The sequence below is a fragment of the Nocardioides sp. InS609-2 genome (assembly GCF_023208195.1).
GTDB lineage: Bacteria > Actinomycetota > Actinomycetes > Propionibacteriales > Nocardioidaceae > Nocardioides.
The window spans coordinates 4,392,286-4,407,916 of sequence record NZ_CP060034.1 but is presented as its reverse complement, the minus strand read 5'-3'; the positions used below and the strand labels follow the sequence as shown (position 1 = coordinate 4,407,916).

The following is a 15,631-nucleotide window of genomic DNA, read 5'->3' as shown; positions in this document are numbered from 1 at the left end:
ACCTAATAGAAGTGATGCGGAGGCCCCGCCGGACTCGTCCGGCGGGGCCTCCCCCATTTCAGGAGGCGGAGTCGAGGCGCGCCTGGCGCGGCAGCCGCAGCCAGAATGTGCTGCCGACGCCGAACTCCGACTCGACAGTGATGTCGCCGCCGTGCAGCTCGGCGATCCGCCGCGAGATGGCCAGCCCCAGGCCGGTGCCCGGCAGCGAGAGCGCGTCGGGATTGCTCGATCGGTGGAATGCCGAGAACAGGTGGCTCTGGTCGACCTGGGAGATGCCGAGCCCGGTGTCGCGCACGGTCACCACCGCGGCGTCCCCGGCGTACGACGCCCCCACATCGACCCGACCACCGCGTCGGGAGTACTTCACGGCGTTGCCGACAAGGTTGTCGATGATGCGGCCCAGCTCGTCGGGGTCACCCGACACGACGGCTCCACCCGAGACCGGGGTGAGCGTGATGGAGATGCCGGCGGACTCGGCCTGGAAGGCAAGCAGCTCGACGCTGTTGCGGCACAGGTCGTCGAGGTCGACCGGGCGGCGTACGTGCGCGCGCTTCTCCTGCAGGCTCGAGTAGTTGAGCAGGTTGGTGATCAGCCGGTCCAGTCGCTGCGCGTTGCGCGAGATCGCCTTGACCGACGTGGCTCCGAGCTCGGCCTCGTCGAGGAGCTCGACGTGTCCGATGATCGAGGTGAGCGGAGTCTTGAGCTCGTGGGAGATGGTCGCGATCAGCTCGCTCTTGTAGCGGTCGAGCTCCTGCAGCTCGGCGACGAGCCTGCTCTCGCGTTCGTAGAGGCGGGCGTTCAGCACGATCCGGCCAAGCTCCCTCGCGATGTCGCCCACGGCTACGAGCTCGCGCTCGTTGAACTCCCCCGGCGTGGCCAGCCGGGCCATCACGAGCAGACCCAGCATCTCCTGGCCGACGCCGATGGGCACGGCGGCGACATGGGTGACGTCGAGCTGGCGCATCTGTTCCTGGAGGGTCGCGCGGCTCAGGGTGAGCGCCGGGCAGTCCTCCTGGTCGACCGACAGCTGCACCGGCTCGCCGCCGGGCCACGCAGAACGCGCGAGGTCCTGGCGCAGGCCGGGAATGCCGCCACCGAGCTCGTTGGGGATCGGGTAGCCCGCGACGTGCTCCTGCGGCCCGGCGTCGCCCTCGGGGAAGCACCGGATCCACGTCTGGAGGGCCGAGAACCCGTGGGTCATCAGCTCGGCCGACTCATCGAGGGTCGAGTCGAGTCCGACAAGGGTGCCCGCCATCGCCACGCCCTTGACGGTCTCGCCCAGCCTGACGCGTTCGGCCAGGTCATCGCGCTGACGGGCGTTCGACAGCGCGAGGCCGGCCTGGACGACGTACAGCTCGAGGAGCTCGCGGAGGTTCTCGTCGGGGATTCGTCCGTCGGGCGGCAGGTCGAAACCCATCGTGCCGAGCAGCTCGCCGGTGGCGGAGTAGAGCGGGGCGATGAGCATGTCGTCGGGGTGCCAGTCGAGAGGATCGTCGCTGACGGCGATGTCGGGGGTCCACAGCGAGGTCTCCTTCAACCATTGCGGCAGCTCCCGGTCGTGCGGGATGTACCGGAGGATCCCCCAGTGCTCGGCCGAGTCCATCATCTCCACCCAGAACCTGACCGCTTGACGGTCGCCGAGGATCGTCTCGGCCAGTCCTGGCGGGCCCTCGCAGTAGGTCGTGACCATGTCAGGCCCCTGGACCTGGGAGAGGGCCACGGCACCGAAGCCCAGCTCGATCACACCGCCCGCGACCTCACCGAGGACCTCGTAGGTGTCGGTGGACGAGTTGACCCGTCGCATCAGCTCGAACAGCCGAGCGACGCTCTGGTTGTGCGCCGGATCGAAGGCGCTGTTGTCAGACATGCTTCGTACGCCGCTCAGGAGGCTGGCGCCGAGGCGCTGTCGAGGGAGTCAGCGCGAGGCAGCCGCAGCCGGAACGTGCTGCCCTCACCGAGTTCGGACTCCACGCTGATGTCGCCGCCGTGGATCTCGGCGATGCGACGGGAGATCGCCAGGCCGAGGCCGGTGCCCGGTATCGACAGGGCCTCGGGGTTGCTCGAACGGTGGAACGCAGAGAAGAGGTGGCCCTGGTCGATCTGCGAGATACCCAAGCCGGTGTCGGAGACGGCGACCTCGGCGACCTCGGCGTGCTCGCCGACGTGGGCGACCCGGACGTCGATCTCGCCACCGGACCGGGAGTACTTCACCGCGTTGCCGATGATGTTGTCGACGATGCGCCCCAGCTCGTCGGGGTCGCCGTTCACCAGCACCGCACCGTCGGGCCGCGAGATCGACCAACGGACCCCGGCCGCCTCGGCCTGGAACTGGAGCAGCTCGAGGCTGTTCTGACACAGCTCGGTGAGGTCGACGCGCGAGCGGACGTGCTCGCGCTTATCCTGGACCCGTGAGTAGTTGAGCAGGTTGGCGATGAGCTGGTTGAGACGCTGCGCGTTGCGCGCGATCGCCTGCACGGATATCGAGCTGTGCTCACTCTCGTCGAGCAGCTCGGTGTGACCGATGATCGAGGTCAGCGGAGTCTTGAGCTCGTGGGAGATGGTCGCGATCAGCTCGCCCTTGTAGCGGTCGAGCTCCTGCAGCTCGGCGACGAGCCGGCTCTCGCGTTCGTAGAGGCGCGCGTTCAGGACGATCCGGCCGAGCTCGCGGGCGATCTCGCGCACCGCCGACAGCTCGTGCTCGTTGAGAACCTGGTCGGTGTCACGCATGATCACGACATAGCCGAGCAGCTCGACGCCAACGCCGAGCGGCGCGGCGACGAGGCTGAGCGCGTGGTGCTTGCGCATCACCGCCTGGAGGGCCTCGCGGGTCTCGGGCAGGGCACGCGACTTCTCCGCATCGACCGTGAGGTGGATGGCGCCGCCCTGGGGCCACGCGCTGCGCACCAGATCACGGCGCAACCCGGGCAGCCCGCCGTTGGCGGGATTGGGGGCCGGGAAGCCGGCAGCGTGCTCGCTGCGGCCCAGCTCTCCGTCGGGGAAGCAGCGGATCCAGGTCTGCACGGCACCGAAGCCGTGCGCGAGGGCCTCGGCGGACCGCTCGAGCGTCGAGTCGAGACCAACGAGGCTGGAGGCCATCGCGACGTCCTTGACGATCTCGCCCAGTCGGACCTGCTCGGCCAGCCGCTCGCGCTGCTGGGCGTTGGAGAGCGCCAGACCGGCCTGCACGACGAACAGCTCGAGCAGGTCGCGCAAGGCCTGGTTGGGGATGCGGTTGCCGGGCGGGAAGTCGACGGCCATGTTGCCGAGCAGCTCGCCCGTGGCGGAGTAGAGCGGCGCGTAGAGCGCGTCCTCGGGGTGCCAGGCCTGGGGGTCGTCATCGGGCTCGTAGTCGGGGATCCACGCATTGGTGAGGAACTCGTCGTCGACACGGCCGTGCGGCACGTAGCGCAGGATCCCCCACTTGTCGGCCTGCCGGAACTCGTCCATGATCCGCTGCTTGGGATTGCGCCGACCGATGATCTGGGCGCGTACGTCATCAGGCCCGACGCAGGCGGTCATCACCAGGTAGTCACCCTCGAGACGCGCGATCGCGGCCACCCCGAAGCCCAGCACCTCGACGACACCGCGCGCGATCTCCTCGAGGACCTCGCCGGTCTCGGTCGACGAGTTGACCCGCCGCATCAGGTCGAAGAGTCGCCGCACACTCTCGGCACGCGAAGGATCGAGATCCTGCATCGCTTCCTCCGGCCGACGGGTGGGCTGACGTGCGTGACTCCCCAGGCCACGCATCAGACCTAGAGTAAATACACCGGGACCGGTCTGTGACCCCTTTGGACAACCTCGAACCGCCGCTCCAGGCGGTGCTACGCCTCGATGACGACGGGGATGATCATCGGCCGGCGGCGGTGCGCCCGGCTCACCCAGCGACCGACCACGCGTCGTACGACCTGCTGGAGCTGGTGGGTGTCGTCGACACCGTCGGCGACCGCCTTGTCCAGGGCTTCGATGATGACCGGCTTGACGGCGTCGAAGGCCTTGTCGTCCTCGGCGAATCCGCGGGCGTGGATCTCGGGTCCACCCGAGACCTTGCCGGTGACGGAGTCGATGACCACGATCACCGAGATGAAGCCCTCCTCACCCAGGATCCGCCGGTCCTTGAGCGACGACTCGGTGATGTCGCCGATGCTCGTGCCGTCGACGAAGACGTAGCCGCACTCCACCTTGCCGGCGATCCTGGCCACTCCGTCGATGAGGTCGACGACCACGCCGTCCTCGGCGATGACGACGTTCTCGACTCCGGTCGCCCGAGCCAGCTCGGCGTTGGCGTGCAGGTGGCGGATCTCGCCGTGCACGGGCAGCACGTTGCGGGGGCGGACGATGTTGTAGCAGTAGAGGAGCTCACCGGCGCTGGCGTGGCCGGAGACGTGCACCAGGGCGTTGCCCCTGTGCACGACGTTGGCGCCCCAGCGGGCCAGGCCGTTGATGACGCGGTAGACGGCGTTCTCGTTGCCGGGGATCAGCGAGCTGGCCAGGACGACGGTGTCGCCCTCCTCGATGTGCACGAAGTTGTGGTTGCGCTGCGCGATCCGGCTGAGCGCCGAGAGCGGCTCGCCCTGGGACCCCGTCGAGATCAGCACCTGGCGCTCGGGCGGCAGGTCGGCCAAGTCCTTGGCGTCGACGAGCACGCCCGCCGGCACGGTGAGGTAGCCGAGCTCCTTGGCGATCTGCATGTTTCGCACCATCGACCGGCCGACGTAGGCGACCTTGCGGTCGTGCGCGACGGCTGCGTCGAGCGCCTGCTGGACCCGGTGCACGTGGCTGGCGAAGCAGGCCACGATGATGCGCCGCTCGCTCTTCTGGAACACCCGGTCGAGCACCGGACCGATGTCTTTCTCGTGGGTGGTGAACCCGGGCACCTCGGCGTTGGTGGAGTCGGTGAGGAAGAGGTCGACGCCCTCCTCCCCCAGGCGCGCGAACGCACGCAGGTCGGTGACCCGGCCGTCGAGGGGCAACTGGTCCATCTTGAAGTCGCCGGTGTGCAGCACGAGACCGGCGCCGGTGCGGATCGCGACCGCCAGTGCGTCGGGGATCGAGTGGTTGACCGCGACGAACTCGAGCTCGAACGGGCCGAACGTCATCGTGTCGCCGGCCACGACCGTGTGGTGCACGGTTTCCTTGAGGCGGTGCTCCCGCAGCTTGGCGCCGAGCAGGGCGAGGGTGAGCTTCGAGCCGACGAGCGGGATGTCACCGCGTTCGCGCAGGAGGTACGGCGTGGCGCCGATGTGGTCCTCGTGACCGTGGGTCAGCACGAGCGCCTCGACGTCGTCGAGGCGGTCACGGATGGGGTCGAAGTCGGGCAGGATCAGGTCGACGCCCGGGTGGTGGTCCTCCGGGAACAGCACTCCGCAGTCGACGATGAGCAGGCGGCCGTCGTACTCGAAGACCGTCATGTTGCGACCGACCTCGCCGAGGCCTCCGAGCGGGATGATCCGCAGGGCGCCCTCCGGGAGCGCGGCAGGCGCGGACAGCTCGGGATGGGGGTGGGACAAGAGGTTCTCCTAGATCAGGTGGGACGCCGCGAGGCCGGCACGCAGGGCGGCCACTTCGTCGTCGTCGAGGGGAACGAGCGGTCCTCGCACGTTCCGGTTGTCGAGCACGCCCAGCAGCTGAAGCGCTGCCTTGGCGGTGGTGGCTCCGTAGTTGGCGACGCCCATGACGGCGTCGATCGCGGGGAGCAGCCGCGTGAAGATCGCGAGGGCCTCGGCGTGATCGCCGGACTCGAAGGCGTCGACCATGGCGCGCGTCTCGTTGCCAGCCGCGTGGCCGACCACCGAGACGACGCCGCAGGCGCCGTGCGCCAGCCAGCCGAGGTTGGCGATGTCGTCGCCGGAATAGAGGGCCAGGCCCATTTCGCGCAGGCGCACGCCGCGGGCGTAGTCGCCGACGGCGTCCTTGACGGCGACCACGTGCGGCCACGTGACGGCCTGCTCGTAGGTCTCCATGGCGATGGTGGTGCCGGTGCGAGCCGGCACGTCGTAGAGCATCACCGGGACGTCGGTCGCCTCGACCACGGTGCGGAAGTGATGGAGGACGCCGGCCGGGCCGGGCTTGTTGTAGTAGGGCGTGACGAGCAGCAACCCGTCGGCGCCGATCTTGGCGGCCTGGCGGGCCAGCTCGACCGAGTGTGCGGTGGCGTTGGTGCCGATGCCCGCGACCACGCTGGCACGGTCGCCGACGGCGTCCTTGACGGCCCGCAGGATCTGACCGTCCTCCTCGACCGAGGTGGTCGGCGACTCACCCGTGGTGCCGCTGACGACCACGCCGTGGTGGCCGTGGTCAACCAGGTGGGTGGCGATGCGGGCGGTGGCCTCGAGGTCGACCGACCCGTCGTCGTCGAAAGCGGTCGCCATCGCGGTCAGGACGCGGCCGAACGGCGCGGCGGGCAGGCTCATGTCCCTAGGCTATCGCCGTGGGGACGCGATACCCGACCCGCTCCAGCCAGACCCAGTCGAGATCCGGTCGGGTGACGCGCCGCGCCTCGGCCCACTCGCGCGCGTCGTACGCCGGGTAGCGAGCGTCGCCGTCCGGCGAGAGGTGGACCTCGGTCAGGATCTGGTGGGTCGCCAAGGGCATCGCCAGCTCGTAGATCTGCGCTCCACCCGCGACGTACACCTCGTCATCGCCGGCCATCTCCAGCGCCTCGTCGAGACCGTGCGCCACCTCGACGCCCTCAGCGCTCCATCCGTGGTTGCGGGTGACCACGACGGTGCGGCGACCCGGCAGAGCTCGGCCGATCGAGTCGAACGTCAGCCGGCCCATGACGAGCGTGTGACCGAGCGTCTCCGCCTTGAAGTGCGCGAAGTCCTCGGGCAGGTGCCACGGGAGCCGGCCGTGGTCGCCGATGACGCGGTTGTCGGCGTACGCCGCGATCAGGGTGATGCGGCGCTCAGACGGCAATGGGTGCCTTGATGCCGGGGTGCGGGTCATAGCCCTCGACGGCGATGTGGTCGAGCTCGAAGCCGTCGATCTCGGAGATGCGCGGATCGAGGGTCAGCGTGGGCAGGGCCCGCGGCTCGCGAGTGAGCTGCAGGCGCGCCTGGTCGACGTGGTTGGAGTAGAGGTGCGCGTCGCCCATCGTGTGCACGAAGTCGCCCACCTCGAGGCTGGTCACCTGCGCGACCATGTGGGTGAGCAAGGCGTACGACGCGATGTTGAACGGCACGCCGAGGAAGGCGTCGGCGCTGCGCTGGTAGAGCTGACAGCTCAGCCTCCCTTCGGCAACGTAGAACTGGAACATCGTGTGGCAGGGCGGGAGCGCCATGTCGGGGATGTCGGCGACGTTCCACGCGCTGACGATGTGCCGGCGGCTGTCGGGGTTGGTGCGGATCTGGTCGATGACCTGGCGGATCTGGTCGACATGCCGGCCGTCGGGCGTGGGCCACGAACGCCACTGGTGGCCGTAGACGGGGCCGAGGTCGCCGTTCTCGTCGGCCCACTCGTCCCAAATGGTGATGCCGCGGTCCTGGAGCCACTTCACGTTGGTGTCACCGCGCAGGAACCAGATCAGCTCGCCGAAGATCGAGCGGGTGTGCACCTTCTTGGTCGTCATCAGCGGGAAGCCGGCGCGCAGGTCGAAGCGCATCTGGTGGCCGAATACCGAGCGGGTGCCGGTGCCGGTGCGGTCGGTCTTCTCGACGCCCTCGTCGAGAATCCGCTGGAGGAGGTCGAGGTAAGCCTTCACGAGCCCCAGCCTACGACGCGGCAAGGGCGGCCATGGCGACCCTCGCCGACATGCCCTCGGCACGAAGATTGAACTGCGTAGGCAATGGGTGGCCTCGCGACATGCGACTTGTTCGGCTCGTGGCGGCACCCTTGTTTCCGCTCGTTCTCCTGGGCGGTTGCGGTGCCCCCTCCCCGACCCCGTCGGCACAGACCGATCCCCCCCTCGGCCAGTTCCGCAGCCTCCCCCGGACCGGGCGACGACGACCTGTGCCGAGTCATCACCGAGCCGGACCTCGAGCAGTGGCTGGGCAGCGCCGTCACCATCAATCCGGGAGTGCCCTCGTTCGGTGGTGTGGGCTGCTCGGTCAACGACCCACAGGGCACGAGTCCCGTCGTACTCAACTGGACCATCAGCCCGGCAGCCGGCGACCTCGTCCAGGTCGCCGAGGCTCAGGGATACCCAAGCGGACCCGGAGCGACGTGGTCTTGGCTGCGGCCCGGGCCCCTCGGTGACCCACCCAACCCGGGTGAACCGCCCTCGACCGGCCCGATCCTCGCATGAACGACCACCCCGAGGTCGTGGTGGACGCACCGGCCCATGTTCTGGCCGTCTGGGCGGACCAGTCCATCCAGTCAAGTGACCGAAGCAGTCATCTGAGCCGGAGGCTCCCCGTGCTGCCCGAGACTCTCACCACGTCATGGCACTCCAGCGGCACCAGGGCGCACGTGCGCAGACTCAGCGTTCCGGTCTCGGAGAGCCGCACAGCGGTGTCTGCCGAATGATCTTCGTACTGGTTGCTGATGACGTATGTGACTGTGCCGTCCGGAGCGAAGGTGGCGTCGAGCACGCGCCGGTCAGCCCGCACACCCGAGTCGAGCGTCTCGCGCCGGGTCCGGTCGTATGCGAAGGCGCCGCCGTCGGGGTAGTAGGCGGATGCACCGCCCTCACGCAGGCGCACGACGTAGCGCTGGTCGTGAGAGACACGGACACCGCCGGAGCTTTCGGGCGCGTCGGGCGCCGGTGCCGCCTCCACATCGCCATCGCCGCTGACGGTGAACCAGCGACCGGCCGTGTCGCGGTAGGTGACCTCGTCGTCGCCGGTCACGACGAAGCGGTCCAGACGCGGAAGCTCGACGCTGACATCCTGCAGGTGCAGCCGGCCCTCGGCGTACCACGGGACGGGGGCTGGATTGGCCTCCACTACGACGTCGGGGGCGGGCGCGCGGGTGGTCGCCCAGGCGAGGTAGACGCCGACGATGACGACCGCGACCGCCGCGACCGCGACGCCGCGCAACACCGTACGGCGCCGCTGGCGGGTCTGGTCCTCGATGAGTTCGAGTGGCTGGGGGCTCACCGTGACGTCGGCCGTGCTCTGGATCAGGTCAGGGTCGTCGAGCACCGGTGCGACGGCTCCGTGGTCGGGCGGCAGGCCGGCCTCGGCGCGAATGTCTGCCCAGACGCGGACGTCTGCGTCCTCGTCGCGCGCGAGCCGGCTCCAGCCCGGCCGCAACCGCGCGAGCACCCTGGCCACGGCGGTCTCGGCCTCGGCGACGTCGACACCGTTTGCGACCAGGGACAGGACGAGGACCGGCCAGCGGGCTTGCACGTAGGAGGTGTAGTCGCCTGGTCGGTTGCCCTGCGCGGCCAATGCACTCTCCCTCCGGTCCGATGCGTCAGTGGTTCGTCACCGGGGCGCCGACGGATGGGATCCGCGACTGTTCGGACCGCGCCTTGCGCCAGCCTTCGACACTGTTCCACACCCAGACGAGCAGGAGGAGGAACGCCAGGATCCACGAGGAACCACCTGAGAAGGCACCGTCGTCGTCGACCGCCGCGAGCATCGCGGGGTTGAACAGGCGCTCGGCCACGGCGAGGTAGACCAGCGGCGCGGTGAAGAGGGCGCCCACGACCACGTTGACGGCAGCCAACGTCCGAGACCAGCCGCCGGCGCGGCACCTCACGACCTCGAAGGCCATCGACACGATCACCGTCACGAGCACGACGGGCAGCCAGGTCGACCAGAGGTGGGGGTCGAGCAGCGGCATCCGCTCGCCTCCGGCGGTGACGGGCGAGGAGAGCTGCTGCCAGACGATGGCGGCCCCGAGGAACCCGAACCACGTCAGGTTCGCGGCCATGTCCATGAGCGAGCCGCGCGACTCACCCAGCGAGTCGGGCAGGTGGTCCGGCGTCCACGCCGCGACCGAGCCTTGCAGGTCGCGGGACTCACCGCCGCGCTCGACAAGGGCGAACACCACGGTGATCCAGAAGACGATCTGGACGACGACCGTGAGCGCCATCCACACGGCCCCGCCGACCAGCGCTCCCGTCGACTCGCCGCGGCTGATGTCAGCCAGTGTGGTCAAGGTGACGGCCGGCGGGACGGCCACCCACAGCATCGCCCGGAGCACGCGCACGTAGACCGGGTAGACCTCGGGCCCGATGAGCTGGGCCACCCGTCCCGAGTACGCCGCAGCGAGTCGCACCGGGTCGCCGAGCTCGACGAGGGCGGCGTACTCCGCCTGCGCGAGACTCGTCCCGGGCCGTTCGCGACGCATGGACTCCACGCGGTCGGCGATGCTCGCGCCCAGCTCAGCGGAGATGTCGGCCCGCTGGTCCTCGGGGAGCCGACGCGTCACGTCGCGGATGTAGCGGTCCGGCAGCCGTTCCGAGGCGTACGACGCGGGTTGCGTGGTCATGGGGTTCACCTCAGCTTCTCGATGGAGACGTGCAGGCCCTGCCACTCGTCGAGCAGGGCCTGCAGCAGGGCCTCGCCGTTGCGGCTGACCCGGTAGAACTTGCGCGGCCGCGACTCCTCGGTGTTCCACTCGCTGGTGAGCAGCCCCTGCTTCTCCAGCCGCCGCAGCAGCGGGTAGAGCGTGTTGCCGTCCACCGCGAACCCGGCCTCGGCCAGCGTCTCGAGCAGCGCATAGCCGTACGTCGGTCGGCTCAGTGTCGCGAGCGCGGCCATCACCACGGTGCCGCGTCGCAGCTCCTGGAGGTGGCCTGCGAGGGCGTCGTCGGTCATGTCTGAAACAATAGTGTGTGTCACACACTATTGTCCAACGCACCAGCCGGTCAGGTTCCGGCGTCCACCACGTACGCCGTGAAGTCAGCCGTGTCACGCCCTCGTGACGGTGCGTCGTCGGCGTACTCCTCGGGTCCGCCCGCGCGGATGCGCATCGCCTCGAGCAGCACCCGGCGGAAACGTTCCGGATAGTAGGTGAGCCCCCAACGACCGGCGCCCGACTTCGTGGTCATCTCGCCGGTGACGAGCAGGTGGTGCAGCCGGGCGACGCCGAGGACGCACCAGCAGCACGCCCACTCCGTCCCACCCTCGGGCGGCAGCGTCGCCAGCCCCTCGGCGTTGGCGCGCCAGTAGGTGTCGAGGTTGCCGCGGGTGAAGTCGGCCAGTCGCTCGTCCGAGGTCCACACGCCCAGCTCGCCGATCGCCGGACCGCGCACCGTGATGCCGCGATGGGCGAGCTCGTGCCACGTCACCGCGTTGATGTCGGAGCGCGCCTCCTCGTCGAAGTGCGCGTGCAGCACGCACGGCACATCGGGGCACAGCTCGGGGTCTGCGGCCAGGTCGGAGGCGAGCAGGTGGGCACCGTCGAACGGCACCTCCGGGTGCTCTTCGTGTACGACGACGTGCGAGGTCGCGATCGCCTGCAGGTCGTCACGGCTCGGTCGCCGGGCCAGCGTGGCGACGAAGTCGACGTCGCTCTGCCCCGGCACCCACTCGCCGAACGCCAGCCCACCGCGCAGGTAGAGCCCGGCCACCAGCCCCGGCGCGGCCGTGTCGATGCGGGCCAGCCAGGTCTCGCAAACAGCGGCCACCGGGGCCGGAAGACGGTCGTTCACACGCTCCCCGACACCATCACGGCCGACGCCGGGAAGACGATGTGCTCTCCGTCCATCAACGGCTGCCGCAACCTGTCGAACTCTGCGCGCATGCGGCCCTGCACATCGGGTGTCTGCGCACGCCAGGCAACCCCGACCCCGGCCACTCCCCCGGTGGGTGCGGCCCAGAAGTCGTCGGGCAGGACACGCCAGTCCCAGGTCACGAATCGTCCCTCGACCTCGCGGCAGCCCGCAGCGAGAAGCAGGTCGCCGAGACCCTCGACGGACCGCACGAAGTCCTTGTCCTCGGGCAGCGCCGGGAACTGCGGGTCGATCGCCGCACTGGCCTCCATGACCGCGCGGAACAGCTGGCCCTGGGCGGTCGGCTGGTTGCTCCAGATGGTCGTCCGGAGCGAGCCACCCGGCGCAGCCACGCGCACCAGCTCGGCGGCCGACGCCGCGGGATCGTCGACGTGGTTGAGCACGAAGTTGGCAACCACGACGTCGAACACCCCGTCGTCGTGCTGCAGGTCGGGCAGACCCGCCACGGCGACCGGGACGCTCGCGCCGAGCCGGGCATGGGCGAGCGCCACCATGTCGGCGTCGACGTCGCACGCGCTCACCCGGGCGCCGCGACCGATCGCCTCCTCGGCAAGGGCGCCGGTGCCGCAGCCGACATCCAGCAACCGGGCACCGGGAGGCAGGTCGGCAAGCACGACGGGGAGGGAGCTGGCACACAGACCGGCAAAGCTGCGGGCATAGGCGTCGGCGACGTTCGACCAGAGCTGCTGGGCCATCGCGCGGATCAGGTGTGGAGCGACATCGGCCCGTACACGGCTCGGTCGTGCTCGTAGAGCGTGACTCCGTCGACGCCGAGCTCCGCCAGCTCCGACCAGATCTCGCCGACCCACGACTCGGCGTCGGCCTGGCTCGCGAACCGCGCCGCGGCGTACTCGTCATCGACCTCGACGACGGCACCCGCGGCGTCCAGAAGCGCCCAGTGCCACGGCTGCTCCTCCGGGGTGGGCTGGCGGAAGGTGGGCGGCTGGTCGGGCAACATCACGCCTCCCGGACGGACGGATCGACGAACGGCAGCTTGGTGGACGCGAAGATCTCGCGGCGGCCCCGGACGTCGACGCCGAGCTCGGCCCCCGGGTGGATCATCGTCGGCACCAGCGCCATGCCGATGCCCTTCTTGAGCGTCGGGCTGAACGTGCCGGAGGTGATGTCGCAGAGAGGCACGTCGGCGACCAGGGTCACGCCCATGCCCGGCCGTGGGATCCCGCGGTCGACGGCGATCAGCCCGCGCAGCTTGCGCTTCGGCCCGGCCTCCTTCTCGGCAACGAGTGGCTCGCGGCCCCAGAAGGCTTCCTTCTTCCAGCCGACGGCCCAGCCGAGGCCGGCCTCGTTGGGCGTGACGTCGATGGTGATGTCCTGGCCGTGAAGCGGGTAGCCCATCTCGGTGCGCAGGGTGTCGCGCGAGCCGAGCCCGCAGGCCAGCATCCCGAACTCCTCGCCCGCGGCGAGCAGCTGGTCCCAGAGCTCGCCGGCGATCTCGTTGGCCGCGATCAGCTCGTAGCCCCGCTCCCCGGTGTATCCCGTGCGGCACACCACCACGGCGGGGCCGCCGGGCTCGCCGAACTCAGCCTCGGCAAAGGACATGTACTCGTGCCCGACGGGCAGGCCAACACGTGAGAGCACCTCGTCCGACTTGGTGCCCTGGACCGCGAGCACGGCGTAGTCGTCGTGGTGGTCGACGATCCGCACGCCCTGGGGCGCCTCGGCGGCCAGGCGTCGTACGACCTCTGCCGTGTTGGCGGCGTTGGGCACCAGCAGGACGTGCTCGTCGTCTTGGTAGTAGGCGATCAGGTCGTCGACGATGCCGCCGGTCGCCGCGTCGCAGCACAGCGTGTACTGCGCCTTGCCGGGGCGGATCTTGGCGAGGTCGTTGGAGAGCGTCGCGTTGATGAACTCGGCCGCGCCGGGCCCGGTCACCATCGCCTTGCCGAGGTGCGAGACGTCGAAGATGCCGACGCTCTCGCGCACCGCGGTGTGCTCCTTCACCACTCCGGAGGAGTACTCCAGTGGCATCGACCAGCCACCGAACTCGGCGAACTTCGCACCGAGAGCCGCGTGGCGGTCGTGCAACGGGGACTGCTTCAAGTCAGACGTCTGCGCCATGCGGGCGAACCTACCTCAGGGGGCTGGCTATCCTGCCGAGGTGACGACGACCTACACGCTGCGTGCAGCCAACCCCGCCAAGACCCGTGCCGACGCCGTCGTGGTCGGCGTGCGATCCACCGACAAGGGGCCGGAGCTGGCTGCGGGGGCCGAGGACGTCGCGAAGGCATACGGCCGAAAGCTGCGCCCGCTGCTCGCCTCCCTCGGAGTGAAGGGCAAGGCCGGCGAGAGCCACAAGGTGCCCACCAACGGCGCCATCAACGCCCCGCTCCTCGTGCTGGTCGGGCTCGGCTCCGACGTCGACGCCACGGCAGTACGCCGCGCGGCCGGTGTGGCCGCGCGCAGCGTGCCCAACGCCTCGTCGGTGGCCATCGCCCTGCCGGCCGACGAGCCGTCGCTCGTCGCTGCTGTGACTGAGGGCCACCTGCTGGGCGGCTACACGTTCACGGCGTACAAGTCGTCGAAGTCCGACGACACCGAGGCCGGCGACGTTGTCGTGCTCTCCCCCGTCGCCCGCAAGGCCGAGGCGGTCGCCGCCTTCGAGAAGGCGCAGGTGCTCGCCGCCGCCGTCGCGACCACGCGCGACTGGGTCAACCAGCCTCCCGGTGACTTCACGCCGTCGAAGTTCGCCGATGCCGCGACGGCCGCCCACAAGGCGGCCACCAAGGGCCGCGGCGCCCCCAAGATCAAGATCGAGGTGCTCGACGAGACGCAGCTCGCCGAGCTCGGCTGCGGCGGCATCCTCGGTGTCGGCGGCGGCTCCGACGCTGCCCCGCGCCTGGTCAAGCTCACCTACGCACCCAAGGGCGCGAAGCAGCACCTGGCGCTGGTCGGCAAGGGCATCACGTTCGACTCGGGCGGCCTGACCATCAAGCCGTCGGGTGGCATGCAGACCATGAAGTGCGACATGGCTGGCGCGGCCGCCGTACTCCAGGCCACGTTCGCGATCGCCGCACTCGGGCTGCCCGTCAAGGTGACGACCTTCGCGCCGATGGCCGAGAACATGGTGTCGGGCTCGTCGGTGCGTCCCGGTGACGTGCTCTCGATGTACGGCGGCACCACCGTCGAGGTGCTCAACACAGACGCCGAGGGCCGGCTCGTGCTGGCCGACGCGCTGGTGATGGCGACCGAGGCCAAGCCTGACGTCGTGCTGGACACGGCCACCCTCACCGGCCACATGGTGGTCGCGCTCGGCGAGCGCGTCGGTGGCGTCATCGGCACCGACGGCATCGTCGACGACGTGCTCGCGGCCGGCGCCCGGGCCGGCGAGGCGCACTGGCCGATGCCGATCCCCGAGGAGATGGACGAGCGCATCCACAGCAGCAAGGTCGCCGACCTCTCCCAGCACGACTGGGTGCGCTGGGGCGGCGGGCTCTTCGCCGGCGCGTTCCTGCGCGAGTTCACCGACGGGCTGCCGTGGGCGCACCTCGACATCGCCGGACCGGCTTACCACTCGGGCGGGCCGACGGGTCACTGGACGCACGGCGGCACCGGTTTCGGCGTCACGACGCTGGTGGAGTTCGCGGCCGGGTTGGCTGAGGGCTGAGCTAGCGGCCTTCGGCCTTCTTGCGCCGGTTGTAGTCACGCATCCGCTGCGGCACGCCGACCACTGCCGCGTCGTACGACGGCACCTGGCGCTTGTTGCAGAACGAGTGCGCCCACTCGACCGACGGCACGCGGCGTCGCGTCCACTCGCCGTCGTGCGCGACGAGCAGCAACGTCACGTCGCTGACCGCGGTGCGGGGCTCCACGAACCCTTCCACCCCCCGGCGTGCCGACATGAACTCGTCGAGGTGCCGCTGATCGGTCGCGTCAGAGGCACGCACGGTGGTGGACCCGGTGCGCGCGGTGTCGCGGCCCGGACGGCGCATCCGCGCTCCGCGTCGAAATCGGTCGAACAAACCCATGGGCACAGTGTGTCAAACG

General features: G+C 70.0%; 15 protein-coding genes. 1 reads left to right on the top strand and 14 read right to left on the bottom strand.

Translation table 11 applies throughout. The annotated features are described in order from the left end of the window. Positions 1-58: 58 nt before the first annotated feature. The 13 genes from H4Q84_RS22540 to gcvT form a co-directional block, all read right to left on the bottom strand. A complete protein-coding gene (locus tag H4Q84_RS22540) occupies positions 59-1,867 on the bottom strand; it encodes a HAMP domain-containing sensor histidine kinase (protein ID WP_248581296.1) in 1,809 nt (602 codons plus the stop codon). Between the two features lie 14 nt (positions 1,868-1,881). Continuing rightward, positions 1,882-3,696 (bottom strand): HAMP domain-containing sensor histidine kinase, encoded by a 1,815-nt coding sequence (locus tag H4Q84_RS22535; protein ID WP_248581295.1) that lies wholly within the window; start codon positions 3,694-3,696, stop codon positions 1,882-1,884. A 128-nt stretch (positions 3,697-3,824) separates the two neighbouring features. Further along, on the bottom strand, positions 3,825-5,510 hold the full coding sequence (locus tag H4Q84_RS22530; protein WP_248581294.1) for a ribonuclease J: 1,686 nt from the start codon (positions 5,508-5,510) through the stop codon (positions 3,825-3,827). 9 nt (positions 5,511-5,519) lie between these two features. Further along, entirely contained in the window at positions 5,520-6,413 is an 894-nt protein-coding gene (gene dapA, locus H4Q84_RS22525) for a 4-hydroxy-tetrahydrodipicolinate synthase (protein WP_248581293.1), read from the bottom strand. A gap of 4 nt (positions 6,414-6,417) precedes the next feature. After that, the gene (locus H4Q84_RS22520; RefSeq protein ID WP_248581292.1) at positions 6,418-6,918 is read right to left on the bottom strand and encodes a dihydrofolate reductase; all 501 of its coding nucleotides are present in this window, start codon (positions 6,916-6,918) and stop codon (positions 6,418-6,420) included. After that, entirely contained in the window at positions 6,908-7,702 is a 795-nt protein-coding gene (locus H4Q84_RS22515; protein WP_248581291.1) for a thymidylate synthase, read from the bottom strand. Before H4Q84_RS22515 ends, H4Q84_RS22520 begins: the two co-directional genes overlap by 11 nt. Positions 7,703-8,333: 631 nt before the next feature. After that, positions 8,334-9,290, bottom strand: a complete 957-nt coding sequence (locus H4Q84_RS22510) for a hypothetical protein (protein WP_248581290.1) — start codon at positions 9,288-9,290, stop codon at positions 8,334-8,336. 67 nt (positions 9,291-9,357) lie between these two features. Next, positions 9,358-10,380 (bottom strand): hypothetical protein, encoded by a 1,023-nt coding sequence (locus H4Q84_RS22505; protein WP_248581289.1) that lies wholly within the window; start codon positions 10,378-10,380, stop codon positions 9,358-9,360. Positions 10,381-10,385: 5 nt separating this feature from the next. Then, entirely contained in the window at positions 10,386-10,709 is a 324-nt protein-coding gene (locus H4Q84_RS22500) for a PadR family transcriptional regulator (RefSeq protein WP_248581288.1), read from the bottom strand. Positions 10,710-10,759: 50 nt separating this feature from the next. Next, positions 10,760-11,545 (bottom strand): aminoglycoside adenylyltransferase domain-containing protein, encoded by a 786-nt coding sequence (locus H4Q84_RS22495; protein ID WP_248581287.1) that lies wholly within the window; start codon positions 11,543-11,545, stop codon positions 10,760-10,762. Beyond that, positions 11,542-12,321: a class I SAM-dependent methyltransferase gene (locus H4Q84_RS22490; RefSeq protein ID WP_248581286.1), complete on the bottom strand. Its 780-nt coding sequence runs from the start codon at positions 12,319-12,321 to the stop codon at positions 11,542-11,544. The genes H4Q84_RS22495 and H4Q84_RS22490 overlap by 4 nt, the downstream gene beginning before the upstream one ends. 8 nt (positions 12,322-12,329) lie before the next feature. Next, positions 12,330-12,584, bottom strand: a complete 255-nt coding sequence (locus H4Q84_RS22485) for a hypothetical protein (RefSeq protein ID WP_349238388.1) — start codon at positions 12,582-12,584, stop codon at positions 12,330-12,332. Continuing rightward, complete coding sequence (gcvT, locus tag H4Q84_RS22480) at positions 12,584-13,705, bottom strand: glycine cleavage system aminomethyltransferase GcvT (RefSeq protein ID WP_248581284.1); 1,122 nt, start codon at positions 13,703-13,705, stop codon at positions 12,584-12,586. Before gcvT ends, H4Q84_RS22485 begins: the two co-directional genes overlap by 1 nt. 40 nt (positions 13,706-13,745) lie before the next feature. On the opposite strand from gcvT, the gene H4Q84_RS22475 reads away from it, so the two are divergent. After that, on the top strand, positions 13,746-15,251 hold the full coding sequence (locus tag H4Q84_RS22475) for a leucyl aminopeptidase (RefSeq protein WP_248581283.1): 1,506 nt from the start codon (positions 13,746-13,748) through the stop codon (positions 15,249-15,251). Between the two features lies 1 nt (position 15,252). Here the strand turns inward: H4Q84_RS22475 and H4Q84_RS22470 are convergent, their stop codons facing one another. Then, positions 15,253-15,612 carry a hypothetical protein gene (locus H4Q84_RS22470; RefSeq protein ID WP_248581282.1) on the bottom strand — a complete coding sequence of 120 codons (360 nt, stop codon included), beginning with the start codon at positions 15,610-15,612 and terminating at the stop codon, positions 15,253-15,255. Between the last annotated feature and the right edge of the window lie 19 nt (positions 15,613-15,631).